This window comes from Janibacter sp. CFPM2_SD2, assembly GCF_057364645.1.
Genome location: NZ_JBNFOF010000004.1, coordinates 1 through 17,422 on the forward strand (window position 1 = coordinate 1; position 17,422 = coordinate 17,422).

General features: G+C 68.5%; 18 protein-coding genes. 11 read left to right on the top strand and 7 right to left on the bottom strand.

The genetic code is table 11. The features are described 5' to 3' along the window. The first annotated feature begins 125 nt into the window (after positions 1 to 125). Positions 126 to 1,151, top strand: coding sequence for a YeiH family protein (locus tag AC2W7J_RS00695; protein ID WP_485980951.1), 1,026 nt, complete (start codon positions 126 to 128; stop codon positions 1,149 to 1,151). 3 nt (positions 1,152 to 1,154) lie between these two features. On the opposite strand, the gene AC2W7J_RS00700 is transcribed toward AC2W7J_RS00695, so the two are convergent. Next, a complete protein-coding gene (locus tag AC2W7J_RS00700) occupies positions 1,155 to 1,334 on the bottom strand; it encodes a hypothetical protein (RefSeq protein WP_485980952.1) in 180 nt (59 codons plus the stop codon). A 21-nt stretch (positions 1,335 to 1,355) separates the two neighbouring features. Between AC2W7J_RS00700 and AC2W7J_RS00705 the strand changes: the two genes are divergently transcribed. Further along, positions 1,356 to 2,024 carry a LysR family transcriptional regulator substrate-binding protein gene (locus tag AC2W7J_RS00705; RefSeq protein ID WP_485980954.1) on the top strand — a complete coding sequence of 223 codons (669 nt, stop codon included), beginning with the start codon at positions 1,356 to 1,358 and terminating at the stop codon, positions 2,022 to 2,024. Positions 2,025 to 2,398: 374 nt separating this feature from the next. Here AC2W7J_RS00705 and AC2W7J_RS00710 read toward each other — a convergent pair whose 3' ends face one another. Together AC2W7J_RS00710 and AC2W7J_RS00715 are read right to left on the bottom strand one after the other, a co-directional pair. Further along, the gene (locus tag AC2W7J_RS00710) at positions 2,399 to 2,707 is read right to left on the bottom strand and encodes a putative quinol monooxygenase (protein WP_255186002.1); all 309 of its coding nucleotides are present in this window, start codon (positions 2,705 to 2,707) and stop codon (positions 2,399 to 2,401) included. Positions 2,708 to 2,799: 92 nt separating this feature from the next. Beyond that, positions 2,800 to 3,387 (bottom strand): LON peptidase substrate-binding domain-containing protein, encoded by a 588-nt coding sequence (locus AC2W7J_RS00715; protein ID WP_485980956.1) that lies wholly within the window; start codon positions 3,385 to 3,387, stop codon positions 2,800 to 2,802. A 238-nt stretch (positions 3,388 to 3,625) separates the two neighbouring features. Here AC2W7J_RS00715 and AC2W7J_RS00720 point away from each other — a divergent pair, with 238 nt between their 5' ends. Continuing rightward, entirely contained in the window at positions 3,626 to 4,852 is a 1,227-nt protein-coding gene (locus AC2W7J_RS00720; protein ID WP_485980958.1) for an MBL fold metallo-hydrolase, read from the top strand. Positions 4,853 to 4,856: 4 nt separating this feature from the next. Here AC2W7J_RS00720 and AC2W7J_RS00725 read toward each other — a convergent pair whose 3' ends face one another. Further along, the gene (locus AC2W7J_RS00725; RefSeq protein ID WP_485980960.1) at positions 4,857 to 5,186 is read right to left on the bottom strand and encodes a hypothetical protein; all 330 of its coding nucleotides are present in this window, start codon (positions 5,184 to 5,186) and stop codon (positions 4,857 to 4,859) included. A 171-nt stretch (positions 5,187 to 5,357) separates the two neighbouring features. On the opposite strand from AC2W7J_RS00725, the gene AC2W7J_RS00730 reads away from it, so the two are divergent. Beyond that, positions 5,358 to 6,851 carry a hypothetical protein gene (locus AC2W7J_RS00730; RefSeq protein ID WP_485980962.1) on the top strand — a complete coding sequence of 498 codons (1,494 nt, stop codon included), beginning with the start codon at positions 5,358 to 5,360 and terminating at the stop codon, positions 6,849 to 6,851. An 83-nt stretch (positions 6,852 to 6,934) separates the two neighbouring features. Here AC2W7J_RS00730 and AC2W7J_RS00735 read toward each other — a convergent pair whose 3' ends face one another. Continuing rightward, entirely contained in the window at positions 6,935 to 7,558 is a 624-nt protein-coding gene (locus AC2W7J_RS00735) for an LON peptidase substrate-binding domain-containing protein (protein WP_485980963.1), read from the bottom strand. Positions 7,559 to 7,825: 267 nt separating this feature from the next. Here AC2W7J_RS00735 and AC2W7J_RS00740 point away from each other — a divergent pair, with 267 nt between their 5' ends. Next, the gene (locus tag AC2W7J_RS00740) at positions 7,826 to 8,086 is read left to right on the top strand and encodes a hypothetical protein (protein WP_485980965.1); all 261 of its coding nucleotides are present in this window, start codon (positions 7,826 to 7,828) and stop codon (positions 8,084 to 8,086) included. Positions 8,087 to 8,231: 145 nt separating this feature from the next. On the opposite strand, the gene AC2W7J_RS00745 is transcribed toward AC2W7J_RS00740, so the two are convergent. After that, positions 8,232 to 9,347 carry a PDDEXK-like family protein gene (locus AC2W7J_RS00745; protein ID WP_485980966.1) on the bottom strand — a complete coding sequence of 372 codons (1,116 nt, stop codon included), beginning with the start codon at positions 9,345 to 9,347 and terminating at the stop codon, positions 8,232 to 8,234. Positions 9,348 to 9,606: 259 nt separating this feature from the next. On the opposite strand from AC2W7J_RS00745, the gene AC2W7J_RS00750 reads away from it, so the two are divergent. The 6 genes from AC2W7J_RS00750 to AC2W7J_RS00775 all read left to right on the top strand — a co-directional run bounded on the left by AC2W7J_RS00750 (position 9,607) and on the right by AC2W7J_RS00775 (position 15,593). After that, positions 9,607 to 10,998, top strand: coding sequence for a hypothetical protein (locus tag AC2W7J_RS00750; protein ID WP_485980967.1), 1,392 nt, complete (start codon positions 9,607 to 9,609; stop codon positions 10,996 to 10,998). 142 nt (positions 10,999 to 11,140) lie between these two features. After that, complete coding sequence (locus AC2W7J_RS00755; protein WP_485980969.1) at positions 11,141 to 13,009, top strand: DNA/RNA helicase domain-containing protein; 1,869 nt, start codon at positions 11,141 to 11,143, stop codon at positions 13,007 to 13,009. Positions 13,010 to 13,113: 104 nt separating this feature from the next. Continuing rightward, positions 13,114 to 13,950 carry an HNH endonuclease gene (locus AC2W7J_RS00760; protein ID WP_485980971.1) on the top strand — a complete coding sequence of 279 codons (837 nt, stop codon included), beginning with the start codon at positions 13,114 to 13,116 and terminating at the stop codon, positions 13,948 to 13,950. A gap of 28 nt (positions 13,951 to 13,978) precedes the next feature. Beyond that, on the top strand, positions 13,979 to 14,902 hold the full coding sequence (locus AC2W7J_RS00765) for a nucleotide pyrophosphohydrolase (RefSeq protein ID WP_485980973.1): 924 nt from the start codon (positions 13,979 to 13,981) through the stop codon (positions 14,900 to 14,902). 122 nt (positions 14,903 to 15,024) lie between these two features. Further along, complete coding sequence (locus AC2W7J_RS00770; RefSeq protein WP_485980975.1) at positions 15,025 to 15,342, top strand: sigma factor-like helix-turn-helix DNA-binding protein; 318 nt, start codon at positions 15,025 to 15,027, stop codon at positions 15,340 to 15,342. A 32-nt stretch (positions 15,343 to 15,374) separates the two neighbouring features. Then, the gene (locus AC2W7J_RS00775) at positions 15,375 to 15,593 is read left to right on the top strand and encodes a type II toxin-antitoxin system Phd/YefM family antitoxin (protein WP_485980977.1); all 219 of its coding nucleotides are present in this window, start codon (positions 15,375 to 15,377) and stop codon (positions 15,591 to 15,593) included. Between the two features lie 264 nt (positions 15,594 to 15,857). Here the strand turns inward: AC2W7J_RS00775 and AC2W7J_RS00780 are convergent, their stop codons facing one another. Continuing rightward, positions 15,858 to 17,309 carry an APC family permease gene (locus AC2W7J_RS00780; protein WP_485980979.1) on the bottom strand — a complete coding sequence of 484 codons (1,452 nt, stop codon included), beginning with the start codon at positions 17,307 to 17,309 and terminating at the stop codon, positions 15,858 to 15,860. Between the last annotated feature and the right edge of the window lie 113 nt (positions 17,310 to 17,422).

A 17,422-nucleotide genomic window follows, 5' to 3' on the forward strand; every position in this document is an offset into this window, starting at 1 on the left:
CACGAGACCAGCCGGAGGGTCTCGACTAGTCGCATGGTCGGGCAGCTCAGCCATAGTCCAAGACTATGACCCGTGCCGGGTTCGGGGTCTACCGAGGGGCTCGCGCCCACGGCACCGTGGTGGTCATGCAGACGATGACCGCGCGGCCCCCTTCGAGACGCTTGCTGCGCAAGCTCCTCAGGGAGCGAGGGCGGGGGGCGACGCTCGTCGCACCGCTGGCCGCGGCCGGGGCGGCGCTGGCCCTGAGCGCGGTGATCCCGCTGCTCGGCCCGCTGCTCATCGCCCTGGTCATCGGCGTGGTCGTGGTCAACAGCCGCCTGGGCAGGGTCCCGGCCGTCGCCGGTCACGGCGCCGCCACGAAGTTCCTCCTGCGACTGGGCGTGGCCGCGCTCGGGCTGCGCCTCCCCTTCGCCGACATCGTCTCGATCGGCCCGGCGGGTCTCCTCGTCATCGCGACGACGGTGCTCGCGACCTACACGGGGACGCGCTACATCGGTCGCCACCTCGGCCTCGAGGACGGGCTGGTCCTGCTCATCGCCACGGGCTTTTCGATCTGCGGCGCCGCGGCCATCGCCGCGGTCGAGGACACCGTGCGCGCGAAGCAGCAGCACGTGGCCCTGGCCGTCGCCATGGTCACCCTCTATGGCTCGGCGATGATCGTCGCCGTGCCATGGCTCGCGGGGGTCATCGGTCTGAGCGATGGGCAGGCGGCGATCTGGGCGGGCGCGAGCATCCACGAGGTGGCCCAGGTGGCGGCGGCGGGGTCGCTCATCGGCACCTCCGCCGTGGCGCTGGCGATGACCGTCAAGCTCGGCCGGGTCGCGCTGCTCGCACCGCTGACGGCCGTCCTCGCCCGCACCACCCCCGGAGCGAAGGGAGCGACCGCTCCCCTCGTGCCGTGGTTCATCGTCGCCTTCGTCGGCGCCGTCGCGGTCCGCACGAGCGGTTTGCTGCCGCAGGGGGTCCTGTCGGTCACCGACGTCATGACGACGCTGCTGCTCGCGGCCGGCATGTACGGCCTGGGCATGGGCATCCGCGGCCGCGACCTGTGGCCGCTGCCGCTGCAGGTGCTCACGCTCGCGACGATCTCGACGCTCATCGCCGCCGGGACCTCGCTCGCGCTCGTCCTGCTCGTGGGCTGGGGGGCGTGACGCTCAGGTCGACGTGCGGCCGTAGAACAACTCGGAGGTCAGGTCGTTGAGCACCATGTCGGGGCGTTCACCGTAGGTGAGCACAGAGTTGATCCGTGGCCTCGTACCCCTGATCGGGGTGGAGCGCCCTGGCGGACGCGCGCGGTCCAGCTCACCGCTGCGGGAGAGCTCCTGCTGGGGCACGCGGAGGCGATCTTCGCCCGATTGGACAGTGCCCGAGCCGACCTGCGGGCCTTGGCCGAAGGGGAGTCCGGCGCGCTGCGCGTCGGCTGCTACCAGAGCGTGGGCTCCCGGCTCCTGCCCCGCGTGGTCCGCGAGTTCCGCACGGCATGGCCACAGGTGCGCATAGAGCTGACCGAGGCGGAAAACGACGAGCAGCTCCTGGACCTCGTCGAGAGTGGCGAGCTCGACCTCACCTTCGTCGTCCTGCCGATGATGAGCGGACCCTTCGGCTACCAGGAGCTGCTGGAGGACCCCTACGTCGTCGTGGTCCGAGAGGACAGCCCCCTCGTGGCGGACGGTGGGCCGATCCACCCTCGCGAGCTGACCGGCATGCCGCTGCTCACCTACGGGCACATGCGTGAGGTCCACGCCATCGAAAACCGCTTGGGGCGTCCGGAGCTCTTCGATCAGATCCTGCTGCGCTCCAACGACAACGGCACGATCCTGGGACTGGCCGCCGAAGGCGTGGGTGCCGCCGTGATCTCGTGGCTGTCCGTGGACTCGGCCCGCGAGGGACTGCGCACTCTCCCGCTCCAGCACGTCACACCGCGCACGGTCGCGATCGTCTGGCACCGCGATCGTCGCCGCAACCCCGCAGCAGACTCCTTCCTGCGCGTCGCCCGGCAGGAAGCTCATGCTGCCGCGCCCTGATGACTTCGGCGCGACGATGCGCGGCGAAGGGGAGCCGATGGGTCGAACAGGCCGCGGCGCAGCAGGTCACCGCGCGAGGCCCACCGGGACGGCGACCTCATCGAGATCCAGAGGGCTGGGTGTCGGCGATCTGGGCCCGCCGGACGGTGGCGATCTGGCGGGCGCTGCTCTCTCGGCAGCCATCGATCACATCGGCGATGGTTCAGCGCGAGATGGGTCTGTCACAGCCGACCGCAGACGCCGTCATCGCGCGCCGGCGTGACGCTGGCGTCGTCACCAAGGCGGCGGGCCTACAGCGTCGACGCCGGGTGGGCGGCTCCGCAGGTGACGTCGGCGCTCGACGTCTTCGCCGAACGGGCCCGGCGCGGCTGACCTCAGACCGCGAGATCGACCTGGTCACCGACGGGCGAGAGCACGATGACCTCGGGCTGAGCGAGCAGGTGCGGCGCGACGGTCTGGCTGAACTCGGCGAAGGCGTCCATCTCGCCGTGCCGCTTCAGCGCCTCCGTGGAGTCGTAGGCCTCGAGGAGGATGTACTCACCCTCGCTCTTGGCGACGCGCTGGAGGTCGTAGCGCAGACACCCCTCGTCGGCGAGGAATGTGCCCCGCGCCGCGGCGACGGCGGCCTCGATGGCGTCGGTGGACTCGGGCTTGGCGGAGATGCGGGCTACGACGTTGATCATGGGTCCACCATATGTGAATCATGATTCAGATCAGGTGCAGCGCGTCGCCCTTCGACAGCCACGTCCTGCCCCCGCATCACCAGGGGCGCGGCTCACGCCGGGTCATCCGGCAATTGCATCGCCAGCAGGTCGACCGCTTCCGTCGCCACTCGCGCCGTGGTCTCGAGCAGCTCGTCGACGGAGGACGAGCGCAGCAGGGTCAGCTGGTCGAGGGCGCCGACCGGTGCGATGCCGGCGAGTTGCCAGCTGCGGGTGACGGCATCGTCGGCGAGCTCGACGTCGGCGGGCCAGGTGTCGGAGCGGTGCTCGCGCATCACCGCGAGGGCGCGGCAGACCGTCGCCTCGGTCTCGGCGAGGATCTCGGCGTGCTCCCTGCTCCACCTGAGCTCGGGCAGAAGCCGCACCTCGGCGCGCGGGTAGGGGTCGTCGGGCAGCCAGCGGACGACCTCGAAGCGCTCCTGCCCCCGCGCCAGCAGCAGGACCCGCCCGTCAGGCGTCGGCCACGCCCGCTCGACCGCGGCGACGGTGCCGACGGAGAAGCGGTGGTCTCCACCGCCGACCTCGAAGCCGCGCTCGATGAGGACGACGCCGAACCTCCCTTCGTCCGCCGCGATGTCACGAAGCATCGCGAGGTAGCGCGGCTCGAAGATCTGGAGGGGCAGCGGTCGGCCGGGCAGCAACGCCGCCCAAGGGGGAACATCGGCAGGACGTCCATCGCCCCAACCTCCCACACCCGCTGACCCACGGTCCCTGAGGAGCTTGCGCAGCAAGCGTCTCGACGGGCCGGATCCCCACGTTCCCTGAGGAGGTCGCGAAGCGACCGTCTGGAAGGGGCGGGCGTTCCCGCCTGACGAACGAGCTGATCCCCTCTTTGCCTCGTCCCTACCTTTGGCGACGACGTCGAACAAAGGAGTTCACATGTCCCAGCACCCCGAGCACGGCCCTCATTGCCTGTGCGACCAGCTCCCCCACGAGCCTGTCCACTCGGAGCGCGAGGAGGCGATTGACGAGGCGCGTCGTGGCCTCGGGATCTCGCGCCGCTCGATCATGGCCGGCGTCGGCGCCGCCTCGGGTCTCGCGCTCGTCCCCGGGATGGCGGCGGCCTCCCCTTCGTCGAAGGGAGCGAAGGCTCGCCCGCCGCGTGGCAATGGCCTGGAGCTCGTCCTCCTCGGCACCCGCGCGGGCCCGCCGGTGGACCTGCACCAGGTGGGCGCGGCGAGCGCCCTCGTCGTCGACGGCCGCACCTATGTGGTCGACTGCGGTCGCGCGTCGGTGACCCAGTTTGCCGCGGCGGGGCTGCGCTTCGACTCGATCGCGGGGATCTTCCTCACCCACCTGCACGCGGACCACATCGCCGACTACTACAACTTCTTCATGCTCGGCGGGCACATCAAGAACCAGGCCGGTGACCACATCGAGCGGCAGGTCCCGGTCTTCGGGCCCGGTGCCGCCGGTGGTCTGCAGCCGAAGTTCGGCGGCGGCGAGGCGCCGACGGTCAACCCGGCGAACCCGACGCCCGGCACCGTCGAGATGACGCAGTCGCTGCACGCGGCCTACGCGTACAGCATGAACGTCTTCCTGCGGGACATGAACGTCGTCGACATCCGCACGCTCATGGACGTGCGCGACATCGCCCTGCCGGCCGGCGTGCACGCGACCTACCTCGACACGGCTCCGCGGATGCGGCCCTTCACGATCTTCGCCGACGACAAGGTGACGGTAACCGCGACGCTCGTGCCGCACGGGCCGGTCTTCCCCGCCTACGCCTTCCGCTTCGACACCGAGTACGGGTCGGTGACCTTCAGCGGAGACACGCGCCACTCCGACAACCTCATCGAGATGGCCGAGCGCACGGACCTGCTCGTGCACGAGGCGATCGGCGTGAAGGGAGCCGGGCTCGGCGAGGCCTCGCTCGACCACATGCTCCAGTCGCACGTCGAGAGCGACAAGGTGGGTCTCGTCGCCGAGGCGGCCCACGCCAAGCACCTCGTCGTCTCGCACTACGCCGACCTGGGCGCGGCCAAGGTCGACAAGAACCAGTGGCGACGCGATGCGCAGAAGGGGTACCGCGGCAAGGTGACGATCGGGCAGGACCTCGACCGCTTCACCCTGCCGCTGCGCAATAAGGGACGAGGTCGCGGCTGACGTCCTAGAGCAGCTCGTCGAGGCACCACTCGGGGGCGCGGGACCCAGTCCAGCCGGTCACCGCATCGTCGGGCACGATCTCCGGCCCCGGCCACCCGGGGCCGGAGCCGGAGCGCAGGGACTCCATGCGGGCGCGGTCGGCCGTCGCCTCACGCCACTGGTCGGCCATCTCCCGATCCCTGGGGTGCTCGACGTCGACCCAGTCGCCACAGCAGTCGCAGACCTCCATCTGCTCGGCCCGAGTGGCTGGCCCGCGACGCCACTCGTCCAGAACCCGCTGCGCCAGCGCGGCCAGCTCGCCCGTGCCCAGACCGCTCCGCAGGCCGTCCGTCATCCCACCCAACGTCACTCCCCCTTCGTCCTCCAGCGACGAGGCCAACACTAGGTGCGGGCACCGACAACGCTCGGGCGCCGGACGGCTTCGAGGCTCCTCGGTCGCACCTCAGCCAACAAGGGGGGAACGCTCCCCCTGTCCGCCGGCCGGCGGGAGGACAAGGATGCCCCCATGACGACCTTCCCGCTCCCACTCCCTTCGACCCAGCCCGAGCCGCAGCCTGCCGTCGACCTCGGTGGTGGCACCGTGGCGACGCTGCGCTGCGCGGGTGAGGTGGCTCCCTTCGCCCGGCCGGTCGTCGACCGCTACCGCCGCCACCACGAGGCGGGCAACACGGAGGACGGGCTGCGGACGATGGTGGGCTTCGGCTTCTGGCAGCTGCGGCAGGACCGGGAGACGCAGTTCGCGATCACGGCACCGGACTACGCGGCGGAAGACTTCGTCGACGCCACGACCGACGACCTGACGCTCGCGCTGTGGATCGAGGCCGCCCAGGCGGACGTGCTCAGCCGCGCGGACGTCGATGGTGCGCCGGTAGACATGGCGATGGGCGTGACCTTCACCAAGGCGGCACTGACGGTCGTCGAAAGAGGCCGGACCGACGAGCTCGTCCTCGTGCGGCGCCCGTCGACGTCGGAGGACGACTCCGGCTGGCTGGTGCGCACGGCCGAGAAGTCCTTCCTGCGCAACAAGGAGGTCGAGGTCCTCGCCGGGCTGCTCGTGCAGTCGGCCGCCTACCTCGTGCCGCTGCTCGCGCTGCCGACGGGGACGGTGGCGCGGGTCGCCGACGGCCGGTTCCTCGGTGCCTGGGCCACGCGGGCCACAGACGGCACCGTCACCGATGCGGACCGGCAGCTGCTCGACGCCGACGGTCGCGGCGCGGGTGTTCCCATCGGCGAGCGTGGTCAGGCGGCGGCACCGACCACCGAGACGATCGAAGAGGTCGTCGACGGCGTGACCCTGCGCGCGCGGACCCACCCGCAGCTCGCGCCGCTCGCCGGCAGCGTCCTCATGGCCTTCGCCGCCGGCGCGGCCGGTCCGCTGGAGCCGGGCGCACGGCTGCAGATGTCGTATGCGCCGTACACGCTCGAGGCCACGGACGAAGGGGGTGTCCTCCTCGTCACGACGCCGGACTTCTCCTCTCCCGAGGCCTATCGGGAGAGGACGACCGACGACCTCACCGGTGCCCTGCTCGGGCAGGTCGAGCAGGTGCAGACGGCTCGCAAGGCGGGTGTCGACGCGGCGCCGGTCAGGGCCACCGAGACCATCGCGATCCAATCGGCTGCCCTCGACGCGATCGTCCTGGGGCAGCCCGCCGCGTTCGTCATGGAGCGCTTCGAGCTCGACCCCGGCGCGCAGGCCCTGACCGATGGCACCCGCCGGTCCGGGTGGTCGATCGCCATGACCACCGCGCAGACCGACGAAGAGCGCGCGCTGCGCAACATCGACGCGGGCGAGCTGCAGGCGTGCGACCGCACCTTCGGCCCCTACCTCGGGCTTCCGGTCGGCTCGCTGCTCTTGATCTCTGGCGATGAGCTGCAGTCGGCGCACCTCGTCGACCAGGCGAAGCTCGCGGAGGTCTTCGAGCGGGGTGAGTACCGCACGATGGGTGAGGGGCTGGCCTCGGGTGAGGCGTCGCGGCAGCTCTTCGTCGACGCTGACTGAGTCGGCCTCGCCCTTCCCCACCGGTCCCTGAGGAGGCGAGGAACGAGCCGTCTCGAAGGGCCAGTGGGGACCCCTCCCCATGGTCAGGCGGGCTCGTCGGGTGACTGGAGCGGCATCAGCTCGAGGGCTTCGCTCGTGAGACGCGCGGTGGTCTCGAGCAGCTCGCCGAGGGACGACGACCGCAGCAGCGCGAGCTGGTCGAGGGCACCGAGCTGGGCGACCCACGCCAGCTGCCAGCTGCGCGTGACCGGGTCGTCGGCCAGCTCGATGTCGGCGGGCAGCGCCGGCGATCGGTACTCGCTCATCACCGTCAGCGCGCGTCGGACGGTGCGCTCAGTCTCGGCCAGGCGCGGGGCGTCATCGTCGGCCCACGTCAGGTCCGGCAGGCGGGTGACCTCGGCCCGCGGGTAGGGGTCGTCGGGCAACCACCTGGTGACCTCGATGCGCGCCTGGCCGCGAGCGATGAGCCCGACCCGGCCTCCACCCATTGGCCGGACCTGCTCGATGCTCGCGACGCACCCGATGGCAAAGCGCTCCTCTCCCCCACCGACCTCGAAGCCCCGCTCGATGAGCACCACGCCGAAGCGCCCGTCGCCGGCCGCGACGTCGCGCAGCATCGTCAGGTAGCGCGGCTCGAAGACCTGCAGCGGCAGGGGCTGCCCGGGCAGCAGCACCGTTCCGAGCGGAAACATCGGCAGGGCGTCCATGGAATCAACCTCCCACACCCCTCAGCCCCTGAGGAGGCGAGGAACGAGCCGTCTCGAAGGGCCGCCTCCACCGGTCCCTGAGGAGGCCCTCCCCTTCGGCCCCTGAGAAGGCCAGGAACGAGCCGTCTCGACGGGCGCGATGGGGACCCCTCCCCATGGCCAGCCCGGCGAGTCGCTGATGGGGTGGAGTCTCCGACGCGAGGGCAGGCCCTTGCACGGACGCTCGACGGTTGCTCGGCTCGACCGGGTCCCGCTGAAAGGATGGTCATGAAGCCCAGGACCCGGCTGGCCACCACTCTGTCCACCGCGGCCCTGCTCGCGGGAGGTGTCGTGGCTGCCGGCCCCGCGCACGCGCTGACCTCGCACACCGTCACGACCTCGACCCTCTCGTCGTGCCAGCAGCAACTCCGCTACGTGGTCAAGGACCTGCAGTCCTCGCGGCAGTACCACCAGGAGCGGTGCGGGAAGCGCGAGACCAACAACCACGGCGGGTGCGTCTACCAGGGCACCGTCTGGTACTACGGCTAACGCCCAGCCGACGACCGCTCCACCGGGGGCGTCCCTTCACCTAGATGTACTCGGCCGTCAGGTTGTTGACAGTCGGATGGTCGGGGGAAGGCCGACGAGTGCGGTGTGGAGGGCCATCTGAGGGCGACTGGCGTGCCTGAGCCAACTACAGAGTCGACATCTGCTGGATCAGAGGTTGAAGCCTGCGCAGCTCGCCCTCGATCTGCGCCATTGTGCTGTCCGGAGGCAGCCTGAATCGCGCACCGAAGTGGCAGATGTTGACCGACTTCGCGACATTCATCCCCCATCCCTTGCCCAGCCACCGAGGAGCACCCTGCTGGACGATGAGCTCGTACCCTTCTCGGTCAACGCTGATGCGCGGCGTCGCAGGTCGCGTGAGCCACGCTCGCCCATCGACCGGCTTCCCATCTGCGTCGAGCACTGCTCCGGCAAAGACCCGGTGGAGTGCCCGCCAATCGAAGTACTCCGACGTTGACGTGCCCCACTGACGCAGCCCGAGGAGGACCTCCGGCCCCTTCACACGATTCCGGTACGGACGTGTCGGATCCCGCTTCCACTCCTTGGCGGAGAGACCTTCCTGCAGCTCGGCGGTCACGGTGTGACCAGGCGCGACAGACTCCGCTGACATGAGCACGGCCCAGTTACCACCGCCGGACGACGGCTCGACGCCATGCTCCAACTCGCACCACGCGTCCAGACGCCCCACCAACCATGCGATGCGGGCCCGCAGAGCCAATCCGAAACCAGCGGTGTCGTCCGGCACGTCGTTCCACACGGTGTCCGCGTGGACCGGCGGCACGAGGTCATCCAGCTGACGCAGCCAGGCTCGCGCCGTAATAGCCACCCAAGAGTTCCTGCTGCTCGCGTAGGCCTCCAAGAGGTCTTCCCACACGAGACTTTGCCAGTGGTGCAGCCCGCGAAGACTGACGGGAAGGCGTCGCAGGTGCAGAACCACCCGGAATTGCGCCTCGGAGAAGGCACGCGAGTACCTTTCCAACTGCGTTCGGCCCAAGTCGGACAGGACTTTGACCTCGATCGCCGCCACCTGCTGCCCGTCCCGCGTGAGCATCAGGTCCAACCGGTCAGATTGTCCCTGCCCGCGCGCGACGGCCACCTCCCGCAGTACCCCGTTGACGTCGACTCCGAGCATCGTCGACATGGGCTGCGGGTCCGCCTTGACGAGCGTCGCGAGCAAGTCACTCCAACGATTCTCGTTCCAGCCTGGAATGACGAACGACAAGTCGAGGTGGTCGGAACCCATGCTCCGACACTGGATGCAGTCGGCGGCCTAGCCCCGACACTGCGACTGTTAACAACCCGACCACTCGTACACCTAGATCGATCCTTTCGTGGTCCGGCAAGCACGAGGAGCTGCTCTCCAACCCGAGGAAGGAACTCGCCCCGCGACTTGCCTACCAGCAGCGCGAGGTGCCCCCGAGACTCAGTGCCCCGCTGATCAACCGCGAGCGCACTCCTAGGTCTATGGTCCCTGCTAACGGAGCGAAGGACGGGGAGGTCACGTGAGCGAAGAAGCTTGGCACCAGGCTCGACTCATTCCAACGTCGGGGATCAATGGGGCTGAAGAGCAAGAGAGACGAGCGACTTCGGCGCTACTCGCGGTGATGACGTCAGTGAAGGAGTACGGCCGGGCGATCACCAAGGAATTGGGCGCGCCGGCAGGAAACATCGAGACGTTCATCGAAGTCCCGTTCGAGCTCGGCGACCAGCGGTTGTACCCGGACGGCCTCATTCGCGTCACCAGGGGGAAGACTCAGTGGACAGCACTCGTCGAGGTGAAGACGGGAACCAACGAGCTGGCCACCCAACAGCTGGAGAACTATCTGGACATTGCGCGAGCGAACGGCTTCGACTGCGTATTGACCATCTCCAACCAGATCCCCGGAGTCATAGGACATCACCCAACGCCCATCGACAAGCGGAAACTGCGCAAGGTCGACATTCACCACATGTCGTGGTCGCAGCTCTTGGTCGAGGCGGTGATGCAGAAGGAATACCGCGGAGTCGCCGATCCAGACCAGGCGTGGATTCTCGGCGAGCTCATCCGCTACCTCGAACACCCGAAGTCGGGAGCGCTCCAGTTCAGTGACATGGGAGACACATGGGTATCCGTGCGCGAGGGGATTGCCTCGGGAACCTTGCGCACGAACGACAAGGGTCTGCCTGAGGTCGTCGCTCGGTGGGACGCCCTGCTGCAGTTCGCCAGTCTGGAACTCGGCAGGGACCTCGGCCAAGAGGTCACTCCCGTCCTTTCGCGAAAGGAGATGAGTGATCCCGCATTGCGAGCCCAGAACCTCACCGAACAGATCACCGGTAACGGCTCGTTGAACGGAGTCATAAAGATCCCCCACGCCGCGGGAACAGTTGTCGTGACGGCGGATGTCCGCTCGGGCCAAGTCACCTGCCATGTGGATATCGCAGCTCCCGACGATGGGCGCCCGGCTACCCGAGTCAAGTGGCTGACCCGGCAGCTAGCCCATGCCAGCGACTCGGTGCGCATCGAGGCATTCATCGCTCATGGTCGAGGGCCGGGCACCGCAGAGTTGCTCGGTGCTGTGAGGTTGGATCCCACCGTCCTCATTCTGGACCCCAAGCGAGAGTTGAAGACGTTCCGCGTAGCGACTACCGCCAAGTTGGGATCCAAGCGTGGACGAGGAAGAGGGGCGTTCATCGACTCCGTCCTCACCGCGATCAATGACTTCTACCGAGACGTGGTCCAGCACCTCAAGGCGTGGCGCGCAGCACCACCCAAGATGCGCGAGTTGCAGCAAGCGGATGTAGGGCCAGCAGCCCTGTCATCGACGGCCCTCTCCTCTCAAGACGGTCCCCAAGAGACAGCCACTGCCACGAAGGCAAGCGGCGACAGCGGGGAGAACTTCAATCAGGCGACTTGAAGTCGAACAGGGCGGAGTGTCGGGCCCTCGTTCCACCTGTGCTCCTGAGGCATACTCGCCAGTGTCATAGCGGCCCGACGGGCTTCCCCTTCGTGGACATGCCCCCACCCGCACGAGTTTCGTGCTGCCTGGGGACCTGTCCGTGCCACTCCTTCGCTCCTCCGTCCGAGGCTTCTCGGCGCTCGAGCACCACCTGGCTCAACGCCTTGCCGAGCAGATGTCGATCCAGACCGGCCACTCCCCCTCCGCCAGCGAGCGACGCTCGTGGGAGCGGAGCCTGCCGGCGCTGCGCGCCGACCTTGTCGACGCTGGACTGCACGGCGTCGAGATGCTCGTCGAGTACCAGCTGCCGCTGACCTCGAAGAGGGCCGACGTGGTCCTCGCCGGAGTCCACCCACGCACCGGACACCCTTCGTACGTCGTCGTCGAGCTCAAGCAGTGGTCGCAGGCCGAGGCATACGAGGGCTCCGACACCCTCGTCAGCATCGAGCAGTACGGCGGGCGCGCGGTCACCCACCCGGCGGTCCAGGTCGAGGGCTACGTCGACTACATCGCTGACTTCACCAGCCACCTCGCCGAGACCGACCACTCCCTCGTCGGAGCCGCGTACCTGCACAACGCGACCGACCGCGATGTCGAGGACCTCTTCGTCCGCCCGCCCTCCGAGCGATCGCGACTTTTCACCGGACAGCGCCGGGCAGCCTTCGCGGAGTTCCTCGCTCAGCACCTCGCTCCAGGCGAGTCCGGCGCGGCTGCGGCAGACGCACTCCTCGGCTCACGCATCGCCCCGAGCCGCCAGCTCTTGTCGGTCGCCGCCGACGAGGTGCAGCGAAGGGAGATGTTCGTCCTGCTCGACGAGCAGCGCGACGCCTACGAGCACGTCCTCCATGCCGTCGAGCGTGCGCGGCGCGCCAACACGAAGCGAGCGATCGTCGTCAGCGGCGGCCCGGGTAGCGGCAAGTCCGTCATCGCGCTCTCCCTGATGGGCGAGCTCTCTCGGCAGGGCCGGACCGTGGTGCACGCGACCGGGTCGCGGTCCTTCACCCAGACGCTGCGTCGCGTTGCCGGAGCCCGGGCACCGCGGGTGCAGAAGCTCTTCAAGTACTTCAACTCCTTCATGACTGCCGAGGCCAACGACCTCGACTGCCTGATCCTCGACGAGGCACATCGCATCCGGGAGACGTCCGTCAACCGGTACACGCGCAAGGAGCAGCGTGAGCAGGCGCGGCCACAGATCCACGAGCTGCTCTCTGCCGCAAGGGTCCCCGTCTTCCTGCTCGACGAGCACCAGGTCGTGCGGCCCGGTGAGCTCGGGACGGTGCAGGACATCGAGCGCTACTCCGCCGCCCTGGGGATCGACGTCGAGCGGATCGACCTCGACGACCAGTTCCGCTGCGGTGGCTCGCAGATCTACGTCGACTGGGTGCTGCGACTACTGGGCCTCGAGCCGGGTGGACCGGTCCCGTGGGCCGGGGACGACGGCTTCGAGGTGGAGGTGGTGGACTCCCCCTTCGAGCTGGACTATGTGCTCGGCCAGCAGCACGCCGACGGCTACACCGCACGGATCGCGGCCGGTTACTGCTGGCCGTGGAGCGACCCGCGACCCGACGGCACTCTGGTCGACGACGTCGTGATCGACGACTGGTCGCGACCGTGGAACCTCCGTGGGGAGCGCTCGGTCGGCGGGGCTCCCCCGTCGGCCCTGTGGGCATCGGACCCGGCGGGCTTCGGTCAGGTCGGCTGCATCTACACCGCCCAGGGCTTCGAGTACGACCACGCCGGCATCATCATCGGGCCCGACCTCGTGTGGCGCGAAGGGCACTGGGTCACCGTCCGCGACGCCAACCGCGACCCCGACTTCAAGAGCCGGGCCAAGGTGCCGGACGAGGACTTCGACCGGCTCGTGCGGAACGTCTACAAGGTGCTGCTGACCCGCGGCATGCGCAGCGTGCACATCTACTCGACCGACCCACAGACCAGAGACTTCCTGCGGTCGCTCGTACGGCCATAGTCGCTCGGCTGCTGCAGGACTGTTCAACCGAACACCGACAACGGATCGACAGGCTTCCACTGGCGGACATGCCTCCCCCGTGACTCACACGGAGCAGGCATGTCATGACGAGTTGGGTCGTCTTCATCCACAAGGACCACCCCGAGCATTGGGGCATCGCCCACGACGCGGGCTACTGGGACATGACGTCCCACCACAAGATCGAGTTGGGAGACACGGTGTACTTCTGGCAATCCAGAGGCTCTCTCGTGTCGCAGTGCACGGCGACCACCTCCGCATATCCCATCTCGTCGACGGACAAGCAGCCCTGGGACGACACTGGCGTCCGGACGTACAGGGCACGCTTCGAATTCGACTGTCTGTCGCAGGACCCGTCGTCTCAGCCACGATGGCAGGAGCTGCGTGATCAGTGGGGCTACGACTACTACCCGCGGCTGCGGGCTTTCGAGGACCCTCTCGAGGAGCAGGTGCTGGCTCAGTACTTCTCCACCGCGCCCATTGCGGCCCCGTATCGCGACGCCGAGCGTGAGGCAGAGATGAAGCGGTTGGGGTTCGACAACCGCACCTACGCGATGCGATCGATCGCGCAACGGCAAGGGCAGCAGGCCTTCCGCAGTCGCCTCGTGGGGGCCTATGGGCGGCAATGCGCCGTCACTGGGACGACCGCGGTCGCTGTGCTGGAGGCTGCTCACATCGCCCGGTACTTGGGGCCGCAGTCGAATCGGACGGACAACGGTCTACTCCTGCGCGCCGACATCCACACCCTGTTCGACCTGCATCAACTCACGGTGACGCCGGACTACGTCGTGCGGGTCGACCCCCGACTGGCTGACACCTACGACGAGTTCGACGGGGTTGAGCTCGGACTTCCCGAGGAGCCTTCCGAGCATCCGGTGCCCGAACTGCTCGCCGCCCATAACGCCGAGTGCGATTGGCTCTGATGTCGGCCCCGTGGTGTTGGGTGGAGTCATGAACACCGAGGTCTGGACGGAACGCATCCGCGAGTTCGCCCACGAGCGGGACTGGGAGCAGTTCCACACCCCAAAGAACCTGGCGATGGCTCTCGCGGTCGAAGCCAGTGAGCTCGTCGAGATCTTCCAGTGGCTGACGCCAGAGGAGGCGGCGGCCGTCATGTCGGGCGATAAGGCGCAGGATGTCCGTGACGAAGTCGCGGACATCCTCACCTACCTGTTGAGGTTCGCGGATGTCCTGGACATCGATCTCGACGACGCGCTGACCGCCAAGTCCCGCCGTAACGCTGAGCGATACCCGGCCGACGAATTCAGGGGCTCGGCACGAAAGGCGGGGCACGGGCAGGCACAGCGAGGACTGTCGCCTCACGCCCTTCGAGCGGTGACAGCTCTGCACGGCCCGAGCCTGTCGTACGAGGACGCTCTCACGAGGGTGCAACCGGTCCCTGGCCTCTACGCCATCTCTGGGACGGAGCAGGCCCGACGCGCTCTCGGTGTGCCGACGTCAGATGTCGACGCACCGTTGTACATCGGCAAGGCTGAGCGCAGCCTCGTCAGCCGCGATCTACAGACCCACTTCACCTCTGGCAAGACCGGCAAATCAACCCTCAGGCGGAGTCTCGCGGCACTCCTCCGGGTCGAGCTCGATCTGACAGCACAACCACGCAACCCCTCCCGACCCGACGGTCGCGCAAGCTTCGCACTCGAGCCCCGATCCGATGCCCGCCTGACGGATTGGATGGTGCGGGAGCTGTCCATCGCCACATGGGAGAAGCCCGAGGGCGCCGAGCGGCTGGTTGACATCGAGGCCGAGGTCATCGGCGCCTCCAGCCCGCCCCTCAACCTGACGCATGTGCCCAAGCGCTGGGATGTACTCGTGGAGGCGCGACAAACCATGACAGCTCAGTCACGTCAGTCCTGAGTACGACACAACCCGATGAAGGCCCCCAGCTCGAGCAGCCCCTGCACACTGCTCGGCATCCCGGTCCACGCCCTCGAGTCCGCGCGTCGCATCGACACCCCGAGGCGAAGGGAGGGACTCACTTGGTAGGAGGCCATCGCCGAACCGGGCCGGCTCGGTCTCGACGTCGTCGACGAAGACCCGGGCCCGACCTGATCGAGCAGTGCATCGACCGGCTCGACGACGAGGCCGACGTCCACGACCTGCTCGAGAGCCTGGTCGAGCTGCCGGGTCTCGGCACGCGAGCGGTCACCGTGCTGCAGCTGCGCCACGGGCTCACCGGCCAGCCGCCGATGACCCTCGACGAGATCGGCAAGCGCTTCGGCGTCACCCGCGAGCGAATCCGCCAGATCGAAAAGAAGGCGCTCGACGCCCTTCGGGAGCGCGTCGAGACACGTTGACCAACCAAATTGACCTACCTACCGTTGACGGTATGGAGGTCACGGTGCAGGAGGCCAAGACCCACCTCTCGCGGCTGCTGCGGAGGGTCGAGGCCGGCGAGACGATCGTCATCCGGCGGGGCGCCCACCGGGTCACGATCCTCAGCCCTGCGCCCTTGGTCACCGAGCAGCGCATGATCTGGGGCGACCTCGCCGGCTCGTTGCCCGACGACTTCGACGCGCCTCTGGGCGACGTCGCCGACTACTCATGACGCGATATCTGCTCGACACCAATGTCGTGGTCCGCCTGCTCCTCGGCGACCGCGACTCCATCTCGCCCGAGGCCACGGAACTCATCAGCGACCCAGGCAACGAACCACTGCTGAGCGCTGGCACCACCGCGACCCCTTCGACAGGCTCCTCGTCGCACAGGCTCTCTGCGAGGAAGCGATCGTGGTGACGAGCGACCCGCAGATCGACGCCTACGACGTCGCCACGCTCAGGCCTGACCACGGCGCGAGCAACCCCCCTTCGCCTCAGGAAGCGGAGGAACGCCGCTCCGCCAGCCTCTCCAGCAACCGCTCCTCCGCGTCCTCACCGGGCGCCACTCCCCCGGGCACCCGCACGAGGAAGACCATGCCGAGCAGCCACCACAGGCCGAGGATCACGTAGGGCTGCACGTCGAGCATCGCGGGCATCCCGGGGACGTAGAGCGCGAGCAGGCAGGCGGTGGTGATGACGGCGGCGACGCCCACGGCGATGCCGCCGGCGGCCGAGCGACCACCGACCCGCAGCGGGCGGTCCATCTCGGGCTCACGCCGACGCAGCACGATGAAGACGGCGGACACGAGCAGATAGGTGATGACGATCGACACCGAGCTCGAGTCGACGAGCCAGCCCATCATCACCTCGCCGAAGAAGGGCGCGACCGCGCAGATGGCGCCGATGAAGAGCAGAGCGTTGACCGGCGTCCTGTGCCGCGGGTGCAGCTTGGCGAACCACGCCGGCAGCATCCCCGAGTTGGCCATGGCCCACATGAGGCGGGAGGCGCCGATGAGGAAGGCGTTCCACGAGGTGAGCAGGCCGGCGAGCCCGCCGGCGACGACAAGGTTGCCCCAGAACTCACCGGACAGGGCCGCCATCGCCTCCGCGGTGACGAGGTCGAAGTCCTGCATCTCCGATGCCGGCAGCGCCAGCCCGGTCGTGACGATGGTGGCGACGTAGAAGGCCGTCGCCATGGCGACCGAGACGATGACGAGGCGGCCGACCTTGTGCGGTGGGACCTTGACCTCTTCGGCCGACTGCGGGATGACGTCGAACCCGACGAAGAAGAAGGGCACGACGACCAGGACCGCGAGCAGCCCGGCGCTGTCGGTGAAGAGCGGCTCGGCATTGCTCGTGTCGCCCTCGAAGAGCGAGAGGCCGACGAGGGCGAAGGCCATGACGACGAGGAAGATGATCACCGAGCTCTGCAGCAGGCTCGCTGCCTTGATGCCGCGGATGTTCAGCGCCGTCAGCACGATGCTCGTGATCGTCCCGATGAGCGCCCACACGAGGTAGACCTGCGAGCCGGCGACGCTCCACAGCGGGATCGAGTAGAGGTCGGGGACGATGTAGGCGACCGTCCGCGGGATCGCCACCGCCTCGAAGGCCGCGACGCTGATGTAGCCGCCGATGATGCCCCACGAGCCGATGAAGGCCGGGCGCGGCCCGAAGCCGCGCATGAGGTAGTTGTGCTCGCCACCCGCCAGCGGCATCGCCGCGACGAGCTCCGCGTAGACGAGGCCGACGAGCCCCATGATCGCGCCACCGATGACGAAGGCGATCGCAGCACCGAGCATGCCGGCGTCGTTGAGCCACGTGCTCGTCGAGGTGATCCACCCGAAGCCGATCATCGCGCCGAAGCCGATGAAGAAGATCTCGATGCGCCCGAGCGAGCGCTTGAACCTCTCGCTGCCGTGGGTGCTGGTGTCGGTCTGGGTGCTCACGATCGCGCCTCCTGCGTCGTCGGAAGAGGTGGTCGGGTCAGCATGGCATCGACAGGATGTCGGGGCGCGGTGACTGCTGCCGGCCGGCAATCCGTCGCGCACGCAAAGATGAG

Excerpts from the sequence above, each read along its gene's own strand:
- AC2W7J_RS00695 (WP_485980951.1), top strand. The coding sequence starts at position 126 with ATGCAGACGATGACCGCGCGGCCCCCTTCGAGACGCTTGCTGCGCAAG.
- AC2W7J_RS00710 (WP_255186002.1), bottom strand. The coding sequence starts at position 2,707 with ATGATCAACGTCGTAGCCCGCATCTCCGCCAAGCCCGAGTCCACCGAC.
- AC2W7J_RS00720 (WP_485980958.1), top strand. The coding sequence starts at position 3,626 with ATGTCCCAGCACCCCGAGCACGGCCCTCATTGCCTGTGCGACCAGCTC.
- AC2W7J_RS00725 (WP_485980960.1), bottom strand. The coding sequence starts at position 5,186 with ATGACGGACGGCCTGCGGAGCGGTCTGGGCACGGGCGAGCTGGCCGCG.
- AC2W7J_RS00730 (WP_485980962.1), top strand. The coding sequence starts at position 5,358 with ATGACGACCTTCCCGCTCCCACTCCCTTCGACCCAGCCCGAGCCGCAG.
- AC2W7J_RS00735 (WP_485980963.1), bottom strand. The coding sequence starts at position 7,558 with ATGGACGCCCTGCCGATGTTTCCGCTCGGAACGGTGCTGCTGCCCGGG.
- AC2W7J_RS00740 (WP_485980965.1), top strand. The coding sequence starts at position 7,826 with ATGAAGCCCAGGACCCGGCTGGCCACCACTCTGTCCACCGCGGCCCTG.
- AC2W7J_RS00745 (WP_485980966.1), bottom strand. The coding sequence starts at position 9,347 with ATGGGTTCCGACCACCTCGACTTGTCGTTCGTCATTCCAGGCTGGAAC.
- AC2W7J_RS00760 (WP_485980971.1), top strand. The coding sequence starts at position 13,114 with ATGACGAGTTGGGTCGTCTTCATCCACAAGGACCACCCCGAGCATTGG.
- AC2W7J_RS00765 (WP_485980973.1), top strand. The coding sequence starts at position 13,979 with ATGAACACCGAGGTCTGGACGGAACGCATCCGCGAGTTCGCCCACGAG.
- AC2W7J_RS00775 (WP_485980977.1), top strand. The coding sequence starts at position 15,375 with ATGGAGGTCACGGTGCAGGAGGCCAAGACCCACCTCTCGCGGCTGCTG.